The organism is Cognatundibacterium crateris (assembly GCF_010078235.1).
Lineage (GTDB): Bacteria > Pseudomonadota > Gammaproteobacteria > Burkholderiales > Burkholderiaceae_D > Undibacterium > Undibacterium crateris.
Genome location: NZ_JAABOS010000001.1, coordinates 673182 through 690231 on the forward strand (window position 1 = coordinate 673182; position 17050 = coordinate 690231).

The 17050-nt window shown below is 54.1% G+C and carries 16 protein-coding genes; 11 read left to right on the forward strand and 5 right to left on the reverse strand.

The window, feature by feature from the left end; translation table 11 throughout:
* Positions 1-202: 202 nt before the first annotated feature.
* Positions 203-1186: a 2-hydroxyacid dehydrogenase gene (locus EYB48_RS02930; protein ID WP_162018768.1), complete on the reverse strand. Its 984-nt coding sequence runs from the start codon at positions 1184-1186 to the stop codon at positions 203-205.
* Between the two features lie 85 nt (positions 1187-1271).
* Between EYB48_RS02930 and EYB48_RS02935 the strand changes: the two genes are divergently transcribed.
* From EYB48_RS02935 to EYB48_RS02965, 7 genes are all read left to right on the forward strand, one after another.
* The gene (locus tag EYB48_RS02935; protein ID WP_162018769.1) at positions 1272-1709 is read left to right on the forward strand and encodes a ribonuclease HI family protein; all 438 of its coding nucleotides are present in this window, start codon (positions 1272-1274) and stop codon (positions 1707-1709) included.
* 119 nt (positions 1710-1828) lie between these two features.
* Complete coding sequence (locus tag EYB48_RS02940; RefSeq protein ID WP_162018770.1) at positions 1829-4168, forward strand: YgiQ family radical SAM protein; 2340 nt, start codon at positions 1829-1831, stop codon at positions 4166-4168.
* 152 nt (positions 4169-4320) lie between these two features.
* Entirely contained in the window at positions 4321-4611 is a 291-nt protein-coding gene (locus EYB48_RS02945) for a hypothetical protein (RefSeq protein ID WP_162018771.1), read from the forward strand.
* Between the two features lie 133 nt (positions 4612-4744).
* Positions 4745-5849, forward strand: a protein-coding gene (gene prfB / locus EYB48_RS02950) for a peptide chain release factor 2 (RefSeq protein ID WP_162018772.1) whose coding sequence is annotated in 2 segments (ribosomal slippage) — positions 4745-4825 and positions 4827-5849 — 1104 coding nt in all. Because the reading frame shifts where the segments join, the coding sequence is not laid out codon by codon here.
* Between the two features lie 165 nt (positions 5850-6014).
* Positions 6015-7553: a lysine--tRNA ligase gene (gene lysS, locus EYB48_RS02955; RefSeq protein WP_162018773.1), complete on the forward strand. Its 1539-nt coding sequence runs from the start codon at positions 6015-6017 to the stop codon at positions 7551-7553.
* Between the two features lie 194 nt (positions 7554-7747).
* Positions 7748-9526, forward strand: a complete 1779-nt coding sequence (locus tag EYB48_RS02960) for an ABC transporter ATP-binding protein (protein WP_162018774.1) — start codon at positions 7748-7750, stop codon at positions 9524-9526.
* An 8-nt stretch (positions 9527-9534) separates the two neighbouring features.
* On the forward strand, positions 9535-10005 hold the full coding sequence (locus EYB48_RS02965; RefSeq protein WP_162018775.1) for a cupin domain-containing protein: 471 nt from the start codon (positions 9535-9537) through the stop codon (positions 10003-10005).
* 49 nt (positions 10006-10054) lie between these two features.
* Here the strand turns inward: EYB48_RS02965 and EYB48_RS02970 are convergent, their stop codons facing one another.
* Both EYB48_RS02970 and EYB48_RS02975 read right to left on the reverse strand, forming a co-directional pair.
* Positions 10055-11047 (reverse strand): NAD(P)/FAD-dependent oxidoreductase, encoded by a 993-nt coding sequence (locus EYB48_RS02970; RefSeq protein WP_162018776.1) that lies wholly within the window; start codon positions 11045-11047, stop codon positions 10055-10057.
* A gap of 313 nt (positions 11048-11360) precedes the next feature.
* A complete protein-coding gene (locus EYB48_RS02975; protein ID WP_162018777.1) occupies positions 11361-11810 on the reverse strand; it encodes a CBS domain-containing protein in 450 nt (149 codons plus the stop codon).
* On the opposite strand from EYB48_RS02975, the gene EYB48_RS02980 reads away from it, so the two are divergent.
* The 4 genes from EYB48_RS02980 to EYB48_RS02995 all read left to right on the forward strand — a co-directional run bounded on the left by EYB48_RS02980 (position 11809) and on the right by EYB48_RS02995 (position 14833).
* Positions 11809-12012, forward strand: coding sequence for a hypothetical protein (locus EYB48_RS02980; protein WP_162018778.1), 204 nt, complete (start codon positions 11809-11811; stop codon positions 12010-12012). The genes EYB48_RS02975 and EYB48_RS02980 overlap by 2 nt on opposite strands.
* Positions 12013-12091: 79 nt before the next feature.
* A complete protein-coding gene (locus tag EYB48_RS02985; protein ID WP_162018779.1) occupies positions 12092-13402 on the forward strand; it encodes an O-acetylhomoserine aminocarboxypropyltransferase in 1311 nt (436 codons plus the stop codon).
* Between the two features lies 1 nt (position 13403).
* Positions 13404-14219, forward strand: a complete 816-nt coding sequence (locus EYB48_RS02990) for an alpha/beta fold hydrolase (RefSeq protein WP_162018780.1) — start codon at positions 13404-13406, stop codon at positions 14217-14219.
* On the forward strand, positions 14216-14833 hold the full coding sequence (locus EYB48_RS02995; protein ID WP_162018781.1) for a LysE family translocator: 618 nt from the start codon (positions 14216-14218) through the stop codon (positions 14831-14833). The genes EYB48_RS02990 and EYB48_RS02995 overlap by 4 nt, the downstream gene beginning before the upstream one ends.
* A gap of 70 nt (positions 14834-14903) precedes the next feature.
* On the opposite strand, the gene EYB48_RS03000 is transcribed toward EYB48_RS02995, so the two are convergent.
* Entirely contained in the window at positions 14904-15968 is a 1065-nt protein-coding gene (locus EYB48_RS03000; protein WP_162018782.1) for a sulfotransferase, read from the reverse strand.
* Between the two features lie 77 nt (positions 15969-16045).
* Positions 16046-17050 (reverse strand): hypothetical protein, encoded by a 1005-nt coding sequence (locus EYB48_RS03005; RefSeq protein WP_202927638.1) that lies wholly within the window; start codon positions 17048-17050, stop codon positions 16046-16048.

Here is a 17050-nt window from a genome sequence, read left to right on the forward strand (position 1 = left end):
GGATAGCGCTGACAACAAGCCGTAAGCAGTCAATGAATCATGCAGTTAAAGCCACGATGATCCCGATCAGCCGCAGCAAGCAGCATGGTCGGCAATTGCCTGGCTCATAGCTGAATCTCATCAGGAAAATAACGCTGCTTGCCGAGGCAAGCAGATTAGCATTTCCAATTTACATTATTCTAACATTGACTGGCATGTATGGTCAGTAAGCTTGTTGTCTGTCTACGCCTTTAGGCAACAAGCCCTGCTCGCGGTAACGCTTTACGTTGCCCGCAACGATATGCGCAGCGCTTTCTTTATCGGTCGGGGCTGAACAATGTGGCAGCACGGTCACGGCAGGATGTGTCCACTGCCAGCTGTCCGGTGGCAGCGGCTCAACCGCAAACACATCCAGCACCGCATGCTGTAAGTGCGCAGCATCCAGCGCTGCGCGCAAGTCCGGTTCGACCACGATGGGGCCACGCGCAAAGTTGATCAGACTGGCACCAGCGGGCAGCATAGCCAGGCGCTGCGCATTGATCAGGCCGGTGGTTGCTGCGGTGAGTGGCAGCAGGCATACCAGGATGTCGGTCTGCGCCAGCATCGCTGCCAGACCGGCTTCGCCACTATAACAATCGACGCCATCTAAGTGCTTCTGCGTACGGCTCCAGCCCAGCACAGGAAAACCCGCCTGCTGCAAACTGCGCGCAGCAGCTTCACCCAGCGCGCCCAGTCCCAGCAAACCTATCCTGCGCTGCGCAGCACGGCGATAAGGCAGAGGCTGCCAGCATTGTTCTTTTTGCTGCTGCAAATAACGCGGCATATCGCGATGCAAATACAGCACCCAGGCCAGCACCGCCTCTGCCATGGTGGCCGCCAGACGCGGATCGACCAGGCGCACAATATGGACCTGACTGTGCTGCATTTCAGCTAACAGGCGCTCTACCCCGGCCCACACTGAATGCAGCCAGACCAGATTCGGACAGGCGGCTAACTCAGCCGGATCAGGATTAGCGACAATCGCGACTGTCACGGCAGCTTGATCAGCCGGACTCAAAGCCGAAAATGGCACAATGCGCTCATCGGGCATGGCTGCCTGCAAAGCCGCCACCCAGGCATCGGTCGCGGCATAGCCAGGAGCCGCCAAAAAAGGAAGCGGAGGACGCAAGTCAGCAAGGGCATTGGGGGATGTAGCAGAATTCGGCATGATCAATCAATCGGGACGTCGGAAAAGCGCATAGCATAGAACTTTCCGCATAAAATTGCAGGTTTTTCAGCCTGCAATGATACCCATGTCCAAACCACGCACACCTGACTCCAGACCCGCCGACTGGATGGCCTGGTTCGATGGCTCTTGCAAGCCCAATCCGGGTGCCTGCCAGATCGCCTGTATTTTGCAGGGACCGGACGGACAGCGGATAGAGCACACGCAGACCGCTGGCCACGGTGACAGCAGTGATGCCGAATACCAGGCGCTGATCCATTGCCTGCAGCTCGCCCTGCGCCATGTCGCACCCGGCCAGTCGCTGCGCATTCATGGTGACAGCCAGGTGGTAATCGACGATGTGCTGGCGCGTTATGGCAAAACGTCAGCCCTGCTAGCGCATTACCGCGAGCACTGCCTGCAATTGCTGAATCAGTTAGCGAATAGTCAGTCGGCCTGTCACTTGCAATGGATACCGCGTCATAAGAATGGTGAAGCCGACCAGTTAATGCGCGCCCAGTCCTGATTGATGACGCGCATCAGTGAGCCCAGCGAACGCTGAAAAATGTCGCAAGCTTTTGATTATTCAGCAAAAAACCGCAGCGACTCCGGCAAGCGCCAGCACTTTCCGGTACAATCGCGCCCATGAATGCTCAGCCTAAAAATTTATTTTCTTTTCCGCGTTACCGCGCCGATGTCGGCGCTGGCCGTACTGCTCCGTTTTTACCCATGTCCCGCGCCGAAATGGATGCATTGGGCTGGGATAGTTGCGATGTGATCCTGGTCACCGGCGACGCCTATATCGATCATCCGAGTTTCGGCATGGCCCTGATAGGCCGTCTGCTGGAACACCACGGCTTCCGGGTCGGCATCATCAGCCAGCCAGACTGGCATTCGGCCGAGTCCTTCCGTGTGCTGGGCAAGCCGAATCTGTATTTCGGTGTCACCGCCGGGAATATGGATTCCATGGTCAATAAGTACACCGCTGACCGTAAAATTCGTTCCGAAGACGCTTACACACCGAACGGCGAAAAAGAAAAACGCCCTGACCGCGCGCTGACCGTGTATGCACAACGTGCACGCGAAGCCTATCCGGATGCGAATATCGTAGTGGGCAGTATTGAGGCCAGCCTGCGCCGTATTGCGCACTATGATTACTGGTCGGATAAAGTCAGACGTTCAGTGCTGCCTGATTCCAAGGCGGACATTCTGTTATTCGGCAATGCTGAACGTGCGCTGATCGACCTCAGCCACCGCCTGGCTGCAGGCGAACCGATCAAACAGATACGTGATTTGCGCGGCACCGCTTTCATGGCGCCGCGTGGCTGGTTGCCAGATGAAGACTGGACCGAAATTCAGTCGGTAAAAATCGACAAGCCGGGCAAGATCGATGCGCATACCGATCCGTATGCGATGACGCCGGAAAAAGACGCTAAATGCAAAACTGAAGGCGGCGCGAAGGACAGCGGCACCACAGCAGCCAGCACAGCTGCCGTCGAGGTAAAGCCCGACGTAGTTCAGCAACAGACGATCCGCATCATGAGCCGCGAAGAGCGCCAGCTGATGCTCAAAAACCGCCATCACAAGAGCGTGATTCGGCTGCCTTCTTTCGAAGAAGTCAAAGACGATCCTGTCATGTATGCGCATGCTTCACGCGTTTTCCATCTGGAAGCCAATCCCGGCAATGCCAAAGCCCTGGTGCAGGCGCATGACGGGCGCGATGTCTGGCTGAATCCGCCTCCGCTGCCGCTGGCCATGGATGAAATGGACGGCGTGTATGACCGTGCCTATGCACGTGCGCCCCACCCTTCCTATGGCAATGCACGCATACCAGCCTGGGAAATGATACGTTTCTCGGTCAACATCATGCGCGGCTGCTTTGGCGGCTGCACCTTCTGCTCTATCACCGAGCATGAGGGTCGCATCATCCAGAGCCGCTCCGAGCCATCCATCCTGCGCGAAATCGAAGAAATCCGCGACAAGGTCAAAGGCTTTACCGGCACCATTTCCGATCTGGGCGGCCCGACCGCGAATATGTACCGGCTTGCCTGTAAGGATAAAAAGATCGAGGAATCCTGCCGCCGTCTGTCCTGCGTTTATCCCGGCATTTGCTCAAATCTGGGCACCGATCACAGCAAACTGATTTCGATTTACCGCAAGGCGCGCGCGCTACCCGGCATCAAGAAAATCCTGATCAGCTCCGGCCTGCGCTACGACCTGGCGGTACGCTCACCCGAATATGTGAAAGAATTAGTCACCCATCACGTCGGTGGCTTGCTGAAAATCGCGCCGGAACACACCGAACAAAATACCTTGTCGAAGATGATGAAGCCCGGCATCGGGACTTACGACGAATTCAAGGAAATGTTCGACCGCTATTCGCGCGAGGCTGGCAAAGAACAGTATCTGATCCCCTACTTCATCGCCGCCCATCCGGGAACCACCGATGAAGACATGGTCAATCTGGCGCTGTGGCTGAAAGAAAAAGACTTTAAGCTGGATCAGGTGCAAACCTTTATGCCGACCCCAATGGCATTGGCAACCACCATGTACCACACGCGTAAGAATCCGCTTAAAAAAGTCAGTGGCGATTCTGAAGCAGTGGAAACCGCACGCTCCGGCAAGGTCAGGAAATTCCATAAGGCTTTATTGCGCTATCACGCACCGGAAAACTGGGAAGTCCTGCACGAAGGCTTGTTACGCATGGGACGGCGCGATCTGATCGGCAGTGGCCCACGTCATCTGATTCCGGCGCGTCAGCCATCGGTGGCGCTGACCGTGGAAAACAGCGGCGTGTTGAATGGCCGTCGCGTGGCCGCACCCAAGATCAACACCTTTGGCAAAAAACCAGCTGGCCGCACTGCAGCCGCCAGTGCCAAGCCAGCGGCGTCCGCTTCGCGCAATGGGCTTAGCTATAACAGTGCCAAACCGAAAGCCAAGCCAGCCCAGCCGGCTGGCAGCAATAAATCTGGACGGCGCGGATAAACGGCGAAGTTTCAAGCAGCCTCACCTGAAAGCCACATGCCTGACCCGCATGTGGCTTTTTTTTCGACTGAAGGCAAAGTCATCATCTTGCTGATGTACAATAAAATTGTCGGTACATCCCCTTTTCAACAACCTGGCAGTGCGGAGGAAGTATGAAACACATGAAAACCGTCTTAATCCTCGAACATACCGAAGAGGTATTCGATAAGCTGACCTGCGATGTATGTGGCACAGAGTCGCGCTGGGATGAAAACTGGAGTAACAATGAGCACGAAAAAGTGATCACCACGATTTCACTCGAAGAAGAAGACTCCCGTGCCAGCGGTGGCAATTCCAAACTGATACAGTACCACATCTGCCCCTCCTGCTTTAAAACTCAGCTCGCACAATGGCTGGAAAGTCATCGCAAAGCAGAACCCACCGTCACCACTTCGGTTTGGTAAGCGACTTTGATACTGTAAAGTCACTTCAAATACCGTTTTCACGCTTTTTTATACCAGTCCGGACGCGCCGATAAAACATCGCTGCGCGATCCGGTTATAATGCAAGGTTTTATTGCATTAGAAAAGCGACATTATGGAAGCCGAACGCCTCAATAGCCTATCCTCCCTGCTTGCCGACCTGACGGTCCGTGAAGCCGAACTTCGGAGGTATCTTTGACTTCGATATCAAGTCAGAGAAACTGGAACAAGTTAACGCCGAATTAGAAGATCCTAACGTCTGGAATGATCCAAAACGTGCTCAGGATCTGGGCAAAGAAAAGAAATCCCTGGAAGCTGTGGTCAATACCCTGACCGAGGCAGAAAGTGGCCTGCGCGATGCAAACGATTTGTTTGCCATGGCCAGGGAAGAAAACGACGACGACACTTTAGAATCCATCGAAGCCGATACGCAGCATTTGCGCGAACTGATCGAAGGCATGGAATTCCGTCGTATGTTCAACAATCCTATGGACCCGAACAACTGCTTTATCGATATCCAGGCCGGTGCTGGTGGTACCGAGGCGCAGGACTGGGCCTCCATGCTGCTGCGTCAGTATCTGCGTTATTGTGAGCGTAAAGGCTTCAAAGTCGAGATTCTGGAGCAATCCGATGGCGACGTGGCCGGTATCAAAACCGCGACACTGAAAGTGGAAGGCGAATATGCCTACGGCTTCCTGCGCACCGAAACCGGTGTGCACCGTCTGGTGCGTAAATCACCATTCGATTCCAACAATGGCCGCCATACTTCTTTCTCCAGTCTGTTTGTTTATCCTGAAGTCGATGAATCGTTTGAGATCGACATCAATCCGGCTGATGTGCGTACCGATACTTACCGCGCTTCCGGTGCCGGTGGTCAGCATATTAATAAAACTGACTCCGCGGTACGTCTGACCCACGGCCCTTCCGGCATTGTGGTGCAATGTCAGAATGACCGCAGCCAGCATCGTAACCGTGCAGAAGCCTGGGAAATGCTGAAAGCCAAACTGTTTGAATTAGAGTTACGCAAACGCATGAGCGAAAAGCAAAATCTGGAAGACTCCAAGACCGACGTCGGCTGGGGCCATCAGATCCGCTCTTATGTACTGGATCAGTCCCGCATCAAGGATTTGCGCACTGGCTTTGAAACAGGCAATACCAAAGCCGTACTGGATGGTGATATCGACGAATTTATCGCCGCCTCCTTAAAGCAAGGCGTCTGATCGCTGCCATGCAGCCTGCTTTCCATGTGAACGCGGGCTGCAAATCCGCAATATCTGTAACACCCGTAATTCCCGTAATTTCGCTGCTGTCGCACAGACAGCAGCCCATCCATCAGTCAGCCACTATTTAGCCGGGCCTGTGCCCGTTACACTGAGAGAAATCTTATGTCAGACATTCAAAATCAAACAGCCGCAAGCGAATTGCCGGTCGATGAAAACTCTATCATCGCTGAGCGCCGCGCTAAGCTGGATGCGATCCGCGCCAAAGGCGTCGCCTTCCCGAATGACTTCCGCCCTCAGCATAAGGCGGCGGATCTGCAGGCGCAATACGGCGAAGTCGGTCGCGAAGAACTGGAAGCCATGAATGTGGAAGTCAGCGTGGCTGGCCGCATGATGCTCAAACGTGAAGCAGGCAAAAAAGCGGCATTCGCCACCTTGCAAGACGCGTCCGGCATCAAAGCAGATGGCCGCATCCAGTTATATGTGACACTGGATAAAACCGGTGAAGAAGCGATGGAAGCCTTCCGTCATTATGATCTGGGCGATATCCTGGGCATAGAGGGCGTACTGTTTAAAACCAAGACTGACGAACTGACCGTCAAAGTCACTACCCTGCGCCTGCTGACCAAATCGCTGCGTCCGCTGCCGGATAAATTCCACGGCCTGGCCAATCAGGAAACCAAATACCGTCAACGCTATGTCGATCTGATCATGAGCGAAGACACCCGTCGCACCTTTAAGGCGCGGACTGCAGCGATGACATCGATCCGCAATTTCATGGCCAGCCATGAATTCATGGAAGTCGAAACACCGATGCTGCATGTAATTCCAGGCGGAGCGGCAGCTAAACCGTTCATCACGCATCACAATGCGCTGGACATGGAAATGTACCTGCGTATCGCGCCGGAACTGTATCTGAAGCGTCTGGTGGTCGGTGGCTTTAACCGTGTGTTTGAAGTCAACCGTAACTTCCGCAATGAAGGTGTATCACCGCGCCATAATCCTGAATTCACGATGATGGAATTCTATGCAGCCTATGTAGATTACAAATGGCTCATGGACTTCACTGAACAAGTCATCCGCAAAGCAGCAGAAGATGCGCATGGCACAGCAGTGCTGACTTATCAGGGTCGCGAGCTGGACCTGTCCAAACCGTTTGAGCGCCTGACTATCGTCGGTGCAATCAACAAATATGCACCGCACTATACGCATGAACAATTGCATGATGCAGATTTCATCCGCACTGAGTTGCTGAAGTTTGGTGTCAAGCCTTTCGCCACTTCCGGCCTCGGCGCGCTGCAACTGGCGCTGTTCGAAGAAACAGCAGAAGCACAGCTGTGGAACCCGACTTACATCATCGATTATCCAGTTGAAGTCTCGCCACTGGCACGTGCTTCCGACAGCGTGGCTGGCATTACCGAGCGCTTTGAGTTGTTCATGACTGGTCGCGAAATCGCCAACGGCTTCTCAGAGTTGAACGATGCAGAAGACCAGGCTGCGCGCTTCATGGCACAGGTCGCCGCTAAAGATGCAGGCGACGAAGAAGCGATGTACTTCGATGCTGACTATATCCGCGCATTGGAATATGGCCTGCCTCCAACCGGCGGCTGTGGTATCGGTATCGACCGTCTGATGATGTTGATCACCGATTCACCGAACATCCGAGACGTGATTCTGTTCCCGCATCTGCGTCGCGAAGACTAAATGAGCGGCAGATAACAGACAGCAAATCGGCCTGGTTTTGTGTATCATTCAACACGAATTGAAGTGCATAAATTCCATGCTGATTTGCCAGTCTGAATACTCGCACCTAGCTTATAGCAACCAGCTTGCTGATCACGCTAAGGTGTCACCCTGGGACTGTGTAAGCAGTCCCTTTTTCTTTTCCACCTGCCCTTATGTCCGCCCACCATCCGCTACGCAAACTGCTGACTTATGCCAGTGCCTATAAAACCGATTTCCGGCTGGCCACGCTGTATTCTGTACTGAATAAATTTTTTGATGTACTGCCCGAAGTCCTGATCGGTGTTGCGGTCGATATCGTGGTCAATGGTGAAAAAAGCTTCTTAGCGAAGCGGGTACTCGGAGGCTTCGGCATTACCGAAACCTGGCATCAGCTGGTTTTTCTTGGCGTGCTGAATGCCCTGATCTGGATGGGTGAATCCTGGTTTGAATACCTGCTGTCACTAAAATGGCGCAAGCTGGCCCAGAATCTGCAGCATGATTTGCGGCTGGACGCCTATGATCATGTACAAAAGCTGGACATGGCGTATTTTGAAAATCAGCGCACCGGCAATCTGATGTCCATCCTGAATGAAGACATCAATCAGATGGAGCGCTTCCTGAATGGCGGCGCGAATCAGATTATTCAGGTGATCTGCTCTTCCATCATGGTCAGTGCAGTCTTTTTTGCTTTGCAGCCCTCACTGGCAGTGATTGCGCTGTTGCCGGTTCCAGCCATCTTATTTGGTGCTTTCTGGTTCCAGAAACGGCTGGCACCTCGCTATGCAGAAGTACGCGAAGCCGCTGGCGATGTCAGTGCCCGCCTGAACAATAATCTGCTCGGCCTGGCCACCATCAAAGCCTTTGCAACCGAAGACTTTGAAAAGCAGCAGATCGGTGAAGCCAGCAATGCCTACCGCAGCGCGAATGCGCGCGCCATTGCAGTCAGTTCGGCGATTACGCCGGTGATACGCATGGCGATTCTGGCTGGTTTTACGGCGACACTGGTCTATGGTGGCTGGCTAACCCTGCATGATGAACTGGCGGTCGGCGCGTATTCGGTACTGGTCTACCTGACCCAGCGGCTGTTATGGCCGATGACAGGACTGGCTGAAGTCGCCGACATGTACCAACGTTCTATGTCAGCGATAGACCGCGCCATGAATTTGCTGGATACACCGATACAAATTCGCTACGACGGCAAGGCACTGCCGCAAGCACAAGTCAACGGCGATATCCGCTTTGAAGATGTGAGTTTTGCCTATGGTGAGCAAACCACACTGCATCACATCAATCTGCATATTCCTGCTGGTAAAACGGTGGCCTTTGTCGGTTCAACTGGATCAGGCAAGTCGACGCTGGTGAAGTTACTGTTACGTTTTTATACGCCTGCGTCCGGCCATATTTTGCTGGATGGTGTCGCCAGTGACAGCCTGAACCTGCAGGATCTGCGCCGCGTGATCGGCTATGTGGCCCAGGATAGTTTCCTGACCGATGGCACAATTGCAGACAATATCGCCTATGGCCTGGAGCAAGTCAGCGATGCAGACATCGCCGCTGCCGCACGTGCTGCAGAAGCGATGGAGTTTATAGAGAAACTGCCTTTAGGTTTTGCTACCCGCATCGGTGAACGCGGCCAGAAACTGTCTGGCGGCCAGCGCCAGCGCCTGGCATTGGCCAGGGCGATCCTGAAAAATCCACCGGTGCTGATACTGGATGAAGCCACCAGCGCAGTTGACAATGAGACCGAAGCTGCGATACAACGCAGTCTGGATATCGTGAGTAAAAACCGTACTACCATCGTGATTGCGCATCGTTTATCTACGGTCAGACAAGCCGACTGCATACACGTGATGGAGGCCGGACGCATCGTGGAAAGTGGCAGCCATGAACAGCTGTTGGCATACAATGGCAGTTATGCCGCATTGTGGCGTTTACAAACTGGTGAAAGATAATTTTGACTATGAAAAAAACCCTGATCTCCTGCGCCACTGGTGCCCTGCTCACCTTACTGGTGGTCGCCACCTATCAGACCGCACAACATGTCAATAGCATTGCACCTGCCAGTACGGAAACGGTAACACCGGTACTCAAGCCTTTAGCAGTCGATCCAACCTGGGTCAAACAAGGAACGCCAAATTTCCGCGCAACTGAATTTTTTAAATCCAGCGATGGCAAAACCAGCTCTGGTATTTTTGAATGCGACGCATCCACCTTTGAATGGCGTTATCAGCTGGACGAAGCAGTTTATATACTGGATGGCAGCGTGGAGCTGGATTATCAGGGCAAACGCTTTACCCTGAAAGCCGGTGATACGGCGTTCTTCCGCGCCGGCACCACTGCGATCTGGCATGTGCCATCCCATATCCGTAAGACCTGGACTTTGTACGACGCGGGAAAAGTCGCCCGTACCTTCGCCAAAGTCAGCAATTAATAAGCACATGGCGGGCTACAGCCTGTGCTGACAGCCCACCGATTCTGCATTAGCCTACCGCCGTGGCCAATGCCAGCCCGCTCAGAAACGCATTCTCGACCTTGCCGCCACCTTCCAGGCCGTTAGCAAACCAGTCACCACAAACACCGATACCCGCCTTCGCATCCCACAGGCAAGACTGCTGTAGCGGTTGCTGCGCTTGCGAATAGCGCCAGCGATGCACTACCGCATAAATCGGTTGTATCCAGGAGCCTGTCGCCTCATGGAAAGCCTTGAGCAATTTTTCTTTGGCACGTTCAGGTTCATCTTCCAGATGCTCCTCGCTCCAGGCACGTGTGGCATGCGCGACCCAGCGCTCCCCCGCGCGGTGCTGAGGCTTAGCGTTGTCCCTGGCAATCCAGCCCAGACGTGATTGCTGCACCCAGGCACCGTCATATGGCAGGTCCAGCGCATCCTGGAAGCCCAGCATCAGACACCAGCAAGGCGACAGCCGCGCCTGCTCAGCCTGTGCTGCAAAGGCAGGCAGCGGCTGCAATAAAGGAATCGCCTGATCGGATGGAATCGCCAGTATCACTGCATCAAATGGCCCTGCGCTGGCCGCCACACTGACCGTACTGGACTGAACTTTCAGCAGCCACTTGTCCTGATAGGCTTCCAGCGCCAGCACCTGCTGATCGGACCGCACATCGAGGCCATGTGCCAGATGCTTGCCTAAAGCGCTCATCCCGGGCACCGCTACATACGGCTTGGACTGACGTCCTGCAGTTTTCGCCACCCCCGCCTCCAGGTTCACGAGGCGCGCATCCCAAGCCTGCACCCAGCCGACTTTTTTCCAGTCGGCGACTTCTTTTTTGAAGCGATCTGTCGTCGCGGTGAAGTATTGCGCGCCATGATCGAAACCACCTAATTCGGTGTGACGGGTACTCATACGTCCGCTGACACCCAGACTTTTTTCATAGACCGTCACATGATGTCCCTGCATCTGCAAATGACGGGCGGCAGTTAAGCCGGATAAACCTGCACCAACCACGGCGATATGCATATTCATTTCCTTTTTTTCTGATTAGGGCTTACGCAAAACCGGCCCAGCGGCGTTATGGCTCCTTGTCGTACATGCGTACTGCCTGCGTCGCCAGGGTGTAGCCAGGGTTTCAGGCAACATGTTGCCTGCTGGTGTAACGGACATCGCTTACCAGCGATGTTTCCTATAGCACCAAAGGGGTTTTAGCCTTGCCGGGACAATTTTGCGTAAGTCCTACTGATAAATACCGCCATACAAAGACGGCAGCGATAAACAAAAACGCCCGCAACAAACATGGGCGGGCGTTATGCTAAGCGATTCTGGTGTGCTTTGCTCAGGACTCGTTATCTTCGACTGGCCAGTCGCGGATATAGGCCTTGAGCATTTTATTTTCAAAGCTTTGCGCTTCGAGTACTGCCCTGGCCACGTCATAAAAGGAAATCACACCCAGCAGGGTTTTGGCGTCCATCACCGGCAGGTAACGCGAGTGTTTTTCCAGCATCATGCGGCGTACTTCATTGACCTCAGTTTCCGGCGTGACCGTAATCGGATGATCATCCATGTACTTGCGCACGGTGCCATTGCCCAGTGAGCCGCCATTTTTATGAATCGCACGTATCACTTCACGGAAAGTCAGGATGCCAGCCAGATCGCCGTATTCCATGACGACCAGAGAACCGATATCTTTTTCTTCCATCACGCTGACCGCCTCCGTAATAGGCGTGTCTGGCGTAATCGTGAACAGGATATTGCCTTTTACCTGAAGAATTTCGGAAACTTTCATGGATGCGATCTCCTCTGATCTGGTTGTTTTCGGGCTGAGCTTGATGGTGGCACAAGATACCGAAGGACCCGGGCAGCCTCAGCAGCCATCAGGCGAACGGGTGCAAACCGGAGACACTCTTGCGTCAGCGCCATGTTTTTACTCTGCACACCAATGTATCTTAAGCGATGCAAAAAATCCAGCGCAACTGCGTTATTTTTAGAGCAAAAACCTGGAATTCGCATGACGCTGTATGGCGCGAGTGGTAGCATGGCGGCGTCACAAAATGGAGATACCAGTATATGAGCGGACCACGATATCCGGGCTTTGACACGCTGTCCCTGCATGCAGGTGCCAGCCCCGACCCCAGCACAGGCGCACGCGCCACCCCGATTTACCTGAGCTCGTCATTCAGTTTTCAAAATGCGGATCACGCTGCTGCCTTATTCAATATGGAAAAGGCGGGTCATGTGTATTCGCGCATTTCCAATCCCACCAATGCCGTGCTGGAAGAACGTATCGCGGCACTCGAAGGTGGCGTCGCCGGGCTGGCGGTCGCCAGCGGTCAGGCTGCACTGCATCTGGCGATTGCCACCATCGCCGGTGCCGGTTCGCATCTGGTCGCTTCGCGTGCCTTGTATGGTGGCTCGCATAACTTGCTGAGCTACACCATGAAGCGCTTCGGCATAGAAACCACCTTCGTCGATCCGCGTGACCCAGATGCCTGGGTCGCTGCGATTCGCCCTGAGACCAAGGCCTTGTTTGCTGAAACTTTGGGGAATCCCGGGCTCGATGTACTGAATATCCCAGTGCTTGCTGAGATTGCGCATCGCCATCATTTGCCATTGTTGGTGGATTCCACCTTCACCACGCCCTATCTGTTAAAACCGCTGGATCACGGTGCCGATCTGGTGTTCCACTCCGCCACCAAATTCCTGTGCGGACATGGCACTGCGATCGGCGGTGTATTGGTTGATGGCGGCAGCTTTGACTGGCAGGCTGCACATCAGCACACTGGCCGTTTTGCTGAATTATGCGAACCCTATGATGGTTTCCATGGCATGGTATTCGCAGAAGAATCCCCAGTCGCTGCATTTGCCTTACGCGCGCGGCGCGAAGGTTTGCGCGATTTCGGCGCCTGCATGAGTCCACATAATGCCTTCACCATTTTGCAGGGGGTGGAAACCCTGAGCCTGCGCATGGAAAAGCATGTTGCCAACACCAGACAGATCGTCGAATTCCTGCTCAGTCATCCGGCAGTGGACAGCATTTCCTACCCTGAACTTGAAAGCCATCCGGATTACGCGCTGGCTCAGCAATTGCTGCCTAAGGGTTGCGGCGCCGTATTCTCATTTAATCTCAAAGGTGACCGCGCAGCCGGTAAGCGCTTCGTTGAATCGCTACAGGTATTTTCTCACCTGGCCAATGTCGGTGATGCTAAGTCGCTGGTGATCCATCCCGCCTCCACCACCCATTTCCGGGTTCCGGCAGATCAGCTGGCAGCTTCAGGCATCAGCGAAGGCACCATGCGTTTATCGGTTGGACTGGAAGATGTCAGCGATCTCAAAGACGACCTCAACCGCGCCTTAAAAGCCGCACTGAAAGGAGCATGAGATGCAACTGAACATACACAATAGGACTGCTTACGCCTATACCGGTGGCAAGGTGTTGCGTGCGGAGTTACCGACACTGGTGCTGATCCACGGCGCGCAGAATGATCACTCGGTGTGGGCACTGCAAAGCCGCTACCTGGCCAATCATGGCTACAACCTGATTGCACTGGATTTACCGGGCCACGGCCTGAGTGCAGGCCCTGCCCTGAGCAGCGTGGAAGACATGGCTGACTGGGTACTCGCTTTTCTGCAACAGGCTGGCATAGAGCACGCTCATCTGGCCGGTCACAGTATGGGTTCGCTGATCGCACTGGAAGCCAGCTACCGTGCGCCTGCCTTAGTCAGCAGCCTGAGTCTGATCGGCACCGCTTATCCAATGAAGGTGTCGGACATATTACTGAATGCCGCGCGGGATGAGGAACAAAGCGCGATCGACATGGTGAATATCTGGTCGCACTCCGGCCTGGTCGCCCGTCCGTCCTGTCCGGCTCCGGGTATGTCGTTGCATGGCATGAGCCGTCGCCTGATGCAGCGAATCGCGGCCCGCAATCCTGCAGAAAAAGTTTTTCATATCGACTTCAGCGCCTGCAACGCCTATGCAAATGGTGAAGCGGCTGCTGCCGCAGTACGCTGTCCGGCACTGTTTGTGTTGGGTCAGCAGGATATGATGACGCCCGCCAAAGCAAGTAAGACATTGAGCAGCGCGATCCCACACAGCCAGATACGCCTGATCGCCAACAGCGGCCACTCGCTGATGAGTGAGCAAGGCGATGCAGTGTTGACGGCTATGCTGGCATTTTTGCAGGGTCAGCGATGAATTGGGAGAATCTGGCTTTATTTACCGCGACTGAGGCAGCAATGTCGCTGTCACCGGGACCAGCGGTAATGATGGTGGTTGCTTATGGCATCGCGCGCGGCTGGCGCACATCTTTGTTTGTGACTTTGGGTATCTTAAGTGGCAATGCGATTTTCTTTTTGCTGTCCGCCACTGGCCTGAGCGGCGTACTGCTGGCGTCGCCACAGCTATTTATGGGTATCAAATATCTGGGTGCAGCGTATCTGGTGTATCTGGGTCTGTCAGCCATCACGGGCAGACCTTCACCAATCACACTGTCGCAACTATCGGGAAATACGCTGAGCCCACGCCGGATTTATCTGAATGCACTGATGCTGCAATTGACGAATCCTAAAACGATGCTGACCTTCGTCGCCATCCTGCCGCAGTTTATCAACCTGCAGCAGCCGGTAGGCTGGCAAATGCTGATACTGGCAGTGTGTTCAATTGTTCCGGAGTTTTTCATCTTGCTGGCTTACGGCATGCTGGCGTCCAAAGCCAGTCATTTAGCGACGCAAGAACGTTATGCGCTGATCACAGAGCGCATCGCCGGTGCGCTGGTGCTGCTGGCAGGCGTGATGATCGCCATCGTCTGATCCGGCCTTGTTAGCTGCCAGCTGTCGCGCTTTGCATCCCGCTGCATATGGATGCAAAGCGCGACTTGCCTCAGGCACTGTTTTTTGTAGCCAGCTGCGCCAGATAATCGGCGCGAAAACGACGCAGGATAAAATCCTTGAAATTTGCTTCTTTGAGTTGCGCCCAGGCTTGCAGGCGCTTGACACGTGAGACTTCTCTCGCTTCTGCAAGCTGCGCCGGGTCCAGCGCACAACTGGCTGCTGTCATTCTTTCATAGCCATATTGCTGCATCCAGTCAGCGCAGATACTTTCTATGGCCTCGATTTCAGCCAGGGATAGCTGCTGCTTGAATTTATCTTTGTTGGCCATGAGTGGCGGAAAGCAATTGCTCTCCCACAGTGCAGACAATTGCGAAATCTGTTGTGCTTCGGCTGAATGGGTGACATCCAGCATTGCGGGCAAAAATGGAATGCCAAAGAAGCTGCAGACACGGCGTAATACCGCTTCCTGATTGCTCAGAAAATCTTCATAACGTATGCTCAGCACCCGATCCGGCCAGCGCTGCTGTACCTGCTGCGCCATTTCATGCGCTTCACGCCAGGCCAGCGCATTCAGACGCGAATCGTAGTCGTGAATAATGGCGCGGTTCATCGATGCAACCTGAGCGCGTGGATCGCGAATCACGTTCAGGAACAGCATGTCAGGAAACAAGTCCATCAACTCATCCGCATAGCGCACACTGTCCAGCGATTTATCCATGACGATACTGGCCTGATGCTGCTCACCTGTGCGCAACAGCAATTCCCATAAGATGCGGTGCACACTGCGTTTCTGTTCGCGTAAGGCCTCAAAAATCTCGACCGGATCAAACACCATATCCTTCCATTTGACCATGCTGGCGGCTTGCAGGCCTATCACATCGACCACCAGCCGGAAATAGTTTTCATCCTGCGACAAGTCGCCGTAGCCCGGCAGCAGCGGCATGAAATCGATGATGTGCAATGGGTAGGGAGAATAAAACGCAGGATTCTGATTCAGGCGCAAACGCAGCGCATGACTGCCGCAACGGCGCAGCGGTATCATCAGCACCGGGCGTGGCCGGCCTGATGTTTGGGTAAGAGTTGAATGTTCCTGAGTGACTTCTGGTGCATGCATGATCTGCCTCGTTTCCGTTCAGTTTCTATCACGGCTGGCAGACATGTATCCGAAGTGCTGATCAAATTACATCCACTTCAGAGCTGGGTGCCCGCTTTGGCCGGCTCAAAAAAATCAAAAAACCGCTGATAAAACAAGTCCTGCTGTTCCGCCTCCAGGACATTGATACCGGCTGCAATCCGGCGTCCGCCACCACCGGCGAACTGACTGCACAGGCGATCGGCTGGCAGCGTTTCCGGATGTGCCGAGCGCACACTGACCACGAATCCGCCCTGCTGCCTTGGCGTCAGCACAGCAAACGAATATTCCCTGCGCTCTTCCAACAGACGGTTGGCCAGCAAACCTGACAAGCGCCTCGCCCACGGCACATCCGGCAAGAGATAAATTTCACTGAGACCACGACTGGCTACCGGTTGCAATTCACTCAAAAAAATCGTCTCTTCTGCAAACGCATATTGCAAGGCCAAAAAGTGACTGGAGTTCTGAATAAAATCAAAGGGATTGACGAATTTATGCACTTCGCGATACAGCAATTGCGGGTGTACATGCAGATCTTCCGTGCTTTCCCCATAAGCGTTGTAATTCAGCAGACGTCCTAATTCCATCAATGCCGAACGGTCTTCACGGCTCAGACCATGCTGCATCGCGAGGCCATTGGCAGTATCGAGCAGGTTGTCACCAAACGCAGCAACGATGGCCCACATCACATAACGGCCTTCCAGATATTCATTGACCAGCAAACTGGTACAGACATCGCGTGCATCATTCCAATACAGCTGTAAATTCGGATGCGCAAAACGCTGATTGGCCGCGTGATGATCGAAATACTCGACTTCTGCGCCAGCCGTCAGATGCTTTTTGAGCGCCTCCACATTCGTGTCCAGAGAAATATCGAGTACGGTGATCCGGTCTCCGGCTTTGACATCTATCCGGCTCAGCAAAGCCACATCGCGCTTTACTCCGGTAATCTCGGTTGCCTCACGTGGAAACGCCAGCCTGAGCTGATGCAGGGCGCAAATCCCATCGGCGTCACCATTAAACACATCAAAACATGTCACATTGTCCGGGATTGCTGTAGTCAT